The following is a 7,375-nucleotide window of genomic DNA, read 5'->3' as shown; positions in this document are numbered from 1 at the left end:
CCGTATGTAAGCAGCGGTAGCTACATCCACAAGATGAGCAACTACTGCTCTGGCTGCCGCTACAACGTGAAGGAGAAGACCGGGGACGATGCCTGTCCCTTCAACAGCCTGTACTGGCACTTCCTGGCGCAAAAGCGGGAACACTTAGAGGGGAACCAGCGGATGGCGATGATGCTGAAGTTACTGGACAAAATGGAAGGGGATGAACTCATGGCCCTACAGCGCCGGGCCCGCGCCATCACCCGTGACCCCGGTAATTATTAGGCAACACCTCCAATTGCACGGATCACTGCCTTGCGAACGGTACAGGAAAGAAGGCCAGATAAGCTCCGAATGTCAGCAGGGACAGCTGCTGGCATCGCCTCACCACCTGTTCGTCAAAAACTGATCGACAATGTGTGGTCTATCGTCCCTGCAGCAATACGATTACAGCCTCTTACGAGGCATCCCGCCTCACCCAGGTTCATGTTATAAATCTCAAACGAATAACGAGAACCAGACCGCAAACGGGGAAGATGGCAGTTCACAGCATCGTCACTTTTCCCGCGAGCCTCTCCCGAATGAAACCTGACCCGCAAAGATCGATCGCCAAGTAAGAAAGTTGCCAGTGATTTTCCCGGCGCCTGGGCCAGGGAAAACCATGGAACAACCAATGCATTCTACTTTGATCTTTTCACCATAAGCTAACAAGGAAAGACGATGCTACAGATAACCCGGCCGATCGTGATTTCCTGCCTATTGTTCATTTCCGGTTGCGTATCAATACCACCTGAAGCACCAGAACTCTCGGCAGAACTCGGTAAGCGCATCTCAGCCATTGAGAAGGCCAACATCACTTTACTCAATCGCTTCTTTGATCAGAAGCGCCGCGATGTCGACCGCTTTATCGAAGACGAATGGACTCCGGCCTTCGCCGAAAACGTTTTTTCTCAGCCGGGTGTTGCCGCAGCATGGGATCATATCGTGCATACGGATAACCAGCATGAGCGATTGAAGTTCCTGACTATAACCGGCCCCAAACTACAGAAAAAAATCAATCAAAAGCGCCTCGAGTTAATCCAGCCGCTGGATGAGCTTGAAAGGCGCATGGAAGGCCAGATCAGGGAGGAGTACCACCAGGCCCGATCCATCAATAGCACCCTGACGAGCTTCCTCACCTCTGCCTCGGAGGTTGCCGAAAACCGGAATCGCTACCTGTCGATGCTGGATATAGAGCAGTCACAACTGGACAACTTGCTGGACCAGACTGACACCGTTGTCTCAGACCTGCTGCGCAAAGCTAGTGATGGAAAAGACAAGTACGCACGCGCTGATGAATTTATTCAACGCATACAAGACCTGAAAAGTTCACTGTAAGCTCAGGAGAAATGACAATGCCAATTGATTGGGACCAATTTGAACGAGACCTGGATGACGCCATCGATACTGGCGCCAGTGAAACAGACCGGCAACTGGCAGGCCGCGTTTCGCAGCTAACCAGCATGACCAGGGAGGAAATCCAGGAACTCTTCCCGGATTCCGCAGACCTGAAAAAGCTGTCAAAGCTGATGGAAATCGTTAAATCTGCCGACGACCGAAACACCAAGGTCAATCGTATTGTGGAGAATGCCGAGGAATTCGGCGGAATTGTACTCACGCTGCTCAATAAGCTCGCCTGACGGTGAGCACCCCGCCCCCTGCAATCGCGGCATACCTTGGGTTTTACCTAGCCTGTGGCGGCGGCAAGGGCGTGGCCGGGTCCTATCCATGCCCTGGAGACCTGGCAACTACCGGTGTGGCTGCCGGTTCAACCGCCGCTGCTGGCCCGCCCTGACAGAGAAGCGGGGGCATTCTTAGGGGCAGCAGCGAGAGGCGGTGGTGCTGGTAACGCTCGGCGCCATGGGTAAAGAGCGACCAGAAAAACTATGGGGCCGGCCGCGGGAGATCAGGCGGGTCCCGGGTAGTTGCGCCAAGACCGCTCTGCTTCACAGACATACCCGAAACCTGGACCGAATGGCGCGCTTACAGCCCCTTACACCTCGTCGCTTCGCCCAGCGGGCCATGTTATAAAACCCGCCAACCTGCTACCGGCTGCAGCCGGGTCAGTAAGGAGCCATTGTCAAGCGACGGAATAAAGTCAGGGAGCCCGATCAGTGAGCCACTATCCCAGAGCCGTTTCAGCGGCCGACCTAGCCCTGGCCCTGTTGGCTATCACTATTTCGCCAGGTGCGCTCGCCGCGCCGGAATACCTCTGCTTCGAGGGTATCTCCGACAAGAAAGTCACTCTCTGCTATCCGAACACGGCGGGCTCCGGGCGGGATGCCATTGTCGAGGAAGCCGTCGAGAAGCTCGGTTTGAAGCTCGACAAGGGCGAAACCCCGGGCACGCTGGTTACCATGACTGCGGATATGGCGAGGTTCTATTCCCGGGACAAGTTTGAGGCCTCGCTCAGGAAAAACTTCCCGCTACTCGGTAGTGACTCCGTCGCGCATATGGTGCATCACGACGAGCATACCGCTGTTCTCCTGAAGGGCGGATCCCAGCTCCTTTACAGTCACGAGCAGCAGTCATTCATTTTCGGATTTGACGAGCCGACGCCGCTGGCTGGGCTGACGTACTATTATGGCCGCGGAACCAAACCCGGTACCTGGACCGGCGGGCTGCCCGCCTCCAGCTGCACCCTGTCCCGGGACGGCATCACCTTCGTAGCACCCGCACGCGATCACCGGCTTTACAGCGAATCCGGCTCCTTCTGCGAATACGATGGCTACTACTTCAAGCCGGTAAAGGACCAGGTTCAGGTCCGGAAGGTGGACCAGATCGGCCAGAGACAAGAGATCATCAGCGCAACCGGTTTTACCGCCTTCCTGGAATGGCTCAGGCAGGGCCAGTAGCCACTGGCAGGCAAGCTACTTCCCAATAACAGGAGGCTAAATGGCCAAATGGATCATCGCCGCCCTTACTGCCCTATTACTGGTCACTAACGGCTTCTGGCTCTACACCATCGTTGACCAGGCAAATGCCGGCAAATACCGGCAGCAGGAGCGGTACGAGGCGAAACACCGTATTGCCGTGCTGGAGAAGGCCTGTAGCAGGCTCTTCGGCGGTATGACCAGGGAAGAGGCCAGCCGCCTGCTCGGCGAACTGGCACCAGGGGATGAGCCCTTCGAAAAGGAAGGCCACCTGAATACCACCTGGCTTTCGCTCGAACTCGACCGGAATGGCCACGTCCGGGCCTGTCGGTAAGCAGGCACTCACTACCGTCTCAGCCCACCGGGATAGCCCGATTCACCAGTGGACAGCTCCAGTGAGTGCGTCCTGAATCCACATTTCGCCGAAAGCGACGGGCGGCTATACTGAGCATTCAAACAGCCCAACGGCACCCCACCCGTTAAATTGAAATTCGAACCGGCCCGCTATGCAGCAATCCCAGCCCAACAACCCACTCCATGGCGTAAAACTCGCTACCATCGTCGAAGAGCTGCAAGAGCACTACGGCTGGGATGGCCTGGCGGAACGAATCGATATCAACTGCTTCAAGAATGATCCGTCGGTGAAGTCCAGCCTGAAATTCTTGCGCAGGACGCCATGGGCACGGAGGAAAGTGGAAGCACTATATCTGGCCTCCTTTGCGCGCAATAACCCCTGGCAAAAATACTGACCCAGATGCCTCCCTTTGGAGTGGCTCTACGCTGCCTTCTGTCGCTAGCTACCAGCAGGTCGCCCTCGCCCGGGTGCTGATATAACGTTAACGGCTAGATCAAGGAGAATGCCTGCTCAAAAGCCTTCAACCGGAGTTCCTGACGGGTAAGCGGGGATTCTTTGAGTCTAAATTTACAAAAGATATGATCTTGTACTATGCAGTAATGCCTGCCGCTGTGATATAAACTATCCACAGGATGAACATTATGCACATCACAGCACCTGGCCGTATAGCCACCAGAAAACTTTAAAAGGACAGCTCGTGGCTAAACTGGCGAATGTGTTAGCGAAAAAATGGACAGGCCATGTGCTTGCTCAAGCCGCCAAATTAAGACCCCGCTCAAAACCCAACCCGCGAATTTTCTAAGGGCTGTATAAGGCGATTTAGAGAATACAATATGAAAGCTATAATAATAATTTTTGTCGCGCTTATCGCCGCTCCGACCTTCGGACAAGTTAGCATCTACCTGGAAGGAGAGTCAGGCATATTTGTTGGCTCGGCTGGAAAGTACGGCAAGCTGGAACTGACAGAAGATAACTTCCAGTTCACCGTAGACCGGAGTGTCGTCCACGGTGGACTGCATATCACAGCCTACGAAAACGATGTCGAACCAGACCCCAGTACTGCTATCGCTTCTGTTAGCGTAGAAGGCCCAATCGGCGGATTCCCAGCACCTGGTCATTATGAGGCAGTTGAATTTAAAGGCGCCACCAGTTATTACGCCGGACTGGGCATATCGGGCACGGGAGATGCCTGCTCACAGCTTGTCGGCGATATTGAGGTCCATGAGATCACATACGATATCGAAGGAAACATAGGACAATTAGCTGCCGACTTTAGGATACGCTGCAAGAACGCCCTGCGTTACACGAATGCCAAGCTACGTTTAAACTCGACTATACCACTTCATCTACAACCGGTAGCTCACGCAGGAGTCGATCAAACGGTATCTCCCGGCTCGACTGTTTTCTTAGATGGCTCCTCATCATCGTCTGAAGGCGGAGTTATTGCGTCCTACCAGTGGCGCCAGGTCGGGGGGCCGCCAGTGGTCCTCAATGATGCCAAAACGGCACTGCCGAGTTTCGTTTTTCCCATTGAAATTAATTCAGGTGTGATCGAGCTGGAGCTGGAAATCGAGGATGACCAAGGCCGAATTGCCACCGATCGTATGCTAGTCCAGGCGGGCGGGGTGCGCGAGGGGCTGGTAAGCACTCTATACGATTTACCTCACAACTACTGGGCCCCGATCGAGATAGTTCGGCAGGAATTTGACTCTACCTTGGTTGATGTTACTCGCACGATGCGCAAGGGTGTACTTGTTAAATACAACAAATCCCCTTTGATTGAGTTTGAGCAAGCCGGCGAAGGGGAACTAGACATCGATAATTCTCCGTTTTCTGCAGCCAATCGTGGCGCAGTTTACGGCAACACCATCCCCAGCCTGCACCTCTATCAGTATTGCGATTACATATACGGACCATCCGAAAACTCTTTTTATAATATTGTAGATCGCGCCTTCGACGATGCGGGGAATATCACCCGATTCGCCATTGACTATGAGGATCAGTGCAACAATTTTACGACACGCCGACTGATGGGGAGAATTCGCTATAACTCCCTTATTCCCGTAGACGACGACGGCATCTACGCAATTGCCGGCTCTGATATAGAAGTTGTTCACGGAAATACCGCCAATCTCATAGGGTTCTTCTCCTATTCGGCGCGCTCCTCTCGCAATATTAGTAGTTATGATTGGCAGCAGGTTGGCGGCCCTATAATTTCCATTTCTAACCCTACGACTCCTGTGGCCCTGATCGATACATCCATGCTGCCGGAGGGCGCCCATCTGCTCACTTTCCGGCTAACCGTGAACGATAGCCTAGGGAGAACGGCAAGCGACGAAGTGCGTGTTCGAGTAATCGCACCAGAGACACCAAAGACCCGGGCTGTATTGATAAGCGAACCCGGGAGCTGGGTAGGCGAAGGCAGAGTCCTGGCAGGAGAAAATAACAGCACAGCAGAAATTCGGCTGCAACAAAACGACCCAGAGCTTTATCCCTTTACGCCATACGAAATACTTAATTTAAACTTCCTTAGCCGAGACCGATGGAGCATTAACCTTCAGCTACCTGAAGGTGAATTATTGCGCGAAGGCAGCTACTTTAATCTACAACGTATTCCTTATGAAGGGCAGCCATCTTTTTCTATTGGGGTTAATGCCAGGGGCTGCTCCGGCGCCATATCGGATATTCACGTATCGCATCTGCGTCGGGATGAACGGGGAAGGATCCAGGCATTGGCGTTAGACTTCGATACATTCTGCAGCTCCGAAGGCAGCAAGCTTAAGGGTTACTACCGCTTTAATAGTGAAGAAGCAATTCCGGTGAATCAACCGAATTTCGATTTACTATCGCCAGCCTTAGTAAGCGAGGGGAAGACTATCCAAATCAAGCTAGATGCTCTGGATAGAGATCAGCTTGATGTTAAATGGGATGTCTTCCTTGGGCCGAAATTTACCCTTGCGGGAGCGGACACCCTTTCGCCATATCTGCTGGCGCCCTCGATTCCACCAGGGGAAGATAAGTGGCTGGTATTTCGAGCTAAAGTCAGGGACGCAGCGGGAAATTTCTCTGAGAGATACGCTTCAGTCAGGATTCAAGACAGCGGGCAAAACATTTTAGATTGGGTAGAAACCGATCGCAAAAATGATAAACCGATCTTGCTCGAAGATCGTACCGGTAATCTATTTGGCTTTAGAATCCTTAGCGGTGCCAGATCCGTAAACCTGTTAGACCTAGAGCTACTTGAAGCTGACTTACCGGAGGGCCTGGGGATTTCCACTATGGTCACTCCCATAGTTTCTTCCCATGTATCTGGCGTCGGAGGAGACGGAGCAGAACTTTATATACAGGGAAGTTTGTCGGCAAGCGAGATAGTTGTTGCCTACCAGCAACCTGATGGCAATTGGATTGAAGCCCCAGAGTCGCACATGGCCGTAGAGAAACTGGAGAGCGGGTGGACCAGGGTCTATGTTTCGCCAGAGCCAAATTATGTAGCAGCACCGCCAGGAAAAGATTACGGCCACTGGCTGACAGTAGCAATCGGAAATCGCGTTATAGCTCCGGAAAGCACCAGCGGCGATAACACTAACGATGATGGGTCAGGCAGCGGTAGCCAGTCTGAAAGACAAGGGGGCGGAGGTTCCATCGGATCTACTTGGCTCGGTATGTTATTGCTCATTTTGATTCTCAGAATGATCACCATTAATAATCTTGCGCTGCAGGTATTAGTACGTAGATAAAGAGAGACGCTGATAAGCCATCAGAGATGGCTGTAGCAACAACGGAATCAGCGCAATAACCGCAATCCATTAGCCGACCACCTCTCTACTAGCTTCACGGCACAACTTCCACGCCCCTCTTGTTTAAGGAAGTTGACTCCCGGGCCTTCGCTGCCAAGCGCAATCTCCGTGCGCAGATGGCATATTCCGGTGTTGGGAGGCAGGGGTGGCTGCTGCATAAGGAATATAACCATGTGAAGGTGGCGGAAAATATTCTGGATGTGGCGCTAGATATTATTCTCTCCATACTGGTCTTTACCGGAGAGAGCAGAACTGGTGCCAGAACAAGGGGTTGGCGAATCTTTCAATCAATGTTAAATCCTTATCGGCGCTGCCGGCCAGGGACACATGGA

Annotated in this window: 6 protein-coding genes and 1 pseudogene; all 7 read left to right on the top strand. The window is 53.0% G+C overall.

All coding sequences use genetic code 11. The annotated features are described in order from the left end of the window. Nucleotides 1–264: pseudogene (locus tag BLT26_RS14265) on the top strand (cryptochrome/photolyase family protein); the annotation flags it as partial. A 435-nt stretch (nt 265–699) separates the two neighbouring features. Further along, complete coding sequence (locus BLT26_RS14260; protein ID WP_091515915.1) at nt 700–1,356, top strand: hypothetical protein; 657 nt, start codon at nt 700–702, stop codon at nt 1,354–1,356. Between the two features lie 17 nt (nt 1,357–1,373). Further along, nucleotides 1,374–1,658 (top strand): hypothetical protein, encoded by a 285-nt coding sequence (locus tag BLT26_RS14255; RefSeq protein ID WP_091515912.1) that lies wholly within the window; start codon nt 1,374–1,376, stop codon nt 1,656–1,658. Nucleotides 1,659–2,132: 474 nt separating this feature from the next. After that, nucleotides 2,133–2,873 (top strand): hypothetical protein, encoded by a 741-nt coding sequence (locus tag BLT26_RS14250; protein ID WP_091515908.1) that lies wholly within the window; start codon nt 2,133–2,135, stop codon nt 2,871–2,873. A 40-nt stretch (nt 2,874–2,913) separates the two neighbouring features. Beyond that, nucleotides 2,914–3,225, top strand: coding sequence for a hypothetical protein (locus BLT26_RS14245; protein WP_091515905.1), 312 nt, complete (start codon nt 2,914–2,916; stop codon nt 3,223–3,225). Nucleotides 3,226–3,397: 172 nt separating this feature from the next. Then, nucleotides 3,398–3,640, top strand: a complete 243-nt coding sequence (locus BLT26_RS14240; protein ID WP_091515902.1) for a VF530 family protein — start codon at nt 3,398–3,400, stop codon at nt 3,638–3,640. A gap of 439 nt (nt 3,641–4,079) precedes the next feature. Next, the gene (locus BLT26_RS14235; protein WP_091515900.1) at nt 4,080–6,983 is read left to right on the top strand and encodes a PKD domain-containing protein; all 2,904 of its coding nucleotides are present in this window, start codon (nt 4,080–4,082) and stop codon (nt 6,981–6,983) included. Nucleotides 6,984–7,375: the final 392 nt, after the last annotated feature.

Origin of the sequence: Microbulbifer yueqingensis, from assembly GCF_900100355.1 — a bacterium.
Taxonomy (GTDB): Bacteria; Pseudomonadota; Gammaproteobacteria; order Pseudomonadales; family Cellvibrionaceae; genus Microbulbifer; species Microbulbifer yueqingensis.
This window is presented reverse-complemented; position numbering and strand designations above follow the sequence as displayed.

What these genes read in the sequence shown, in the direction of transcription:
- BLT26_RS14255 (WP_091515912.1), top strand. Translation starts at nt 1,374, where the DNA reads ATGCCAATTGATTGGGACCAATTTGAACGAGACCTGGATGACGCCATC.
- BLT26_RS14260 (WP_091515915.1), top strand. Translation starts at nt 700, where the DNA reads ATGCTACAGATAACCCGGCCGATCGTGATTTCCTGCCTATTGTTCATT.
- BLT26_RS14245 (WP_091515905.1), top strand. Translation starts at nt 2,914, where the DNA reads ATGGCCAAATGGATCATCGCCGCCCTTACTGCCCTATTACTGGTCACT.
- BLT26_RS14235 (WP_091515900.1), top strand. Translation starts at nt 4,080, where the DNA reads ATGAAAGCTATAATAATAATTTTTGTCGCGCTTATCGCCGCTCCGACC.
- BLT26_RS14240 (WP_091515902.1), top strand. Translation starts at nt 3,398, where the DNA reads ATGCAGCAATCCCAGCCCAACAACCCACTCCATGGCGTAAAACTCGCT.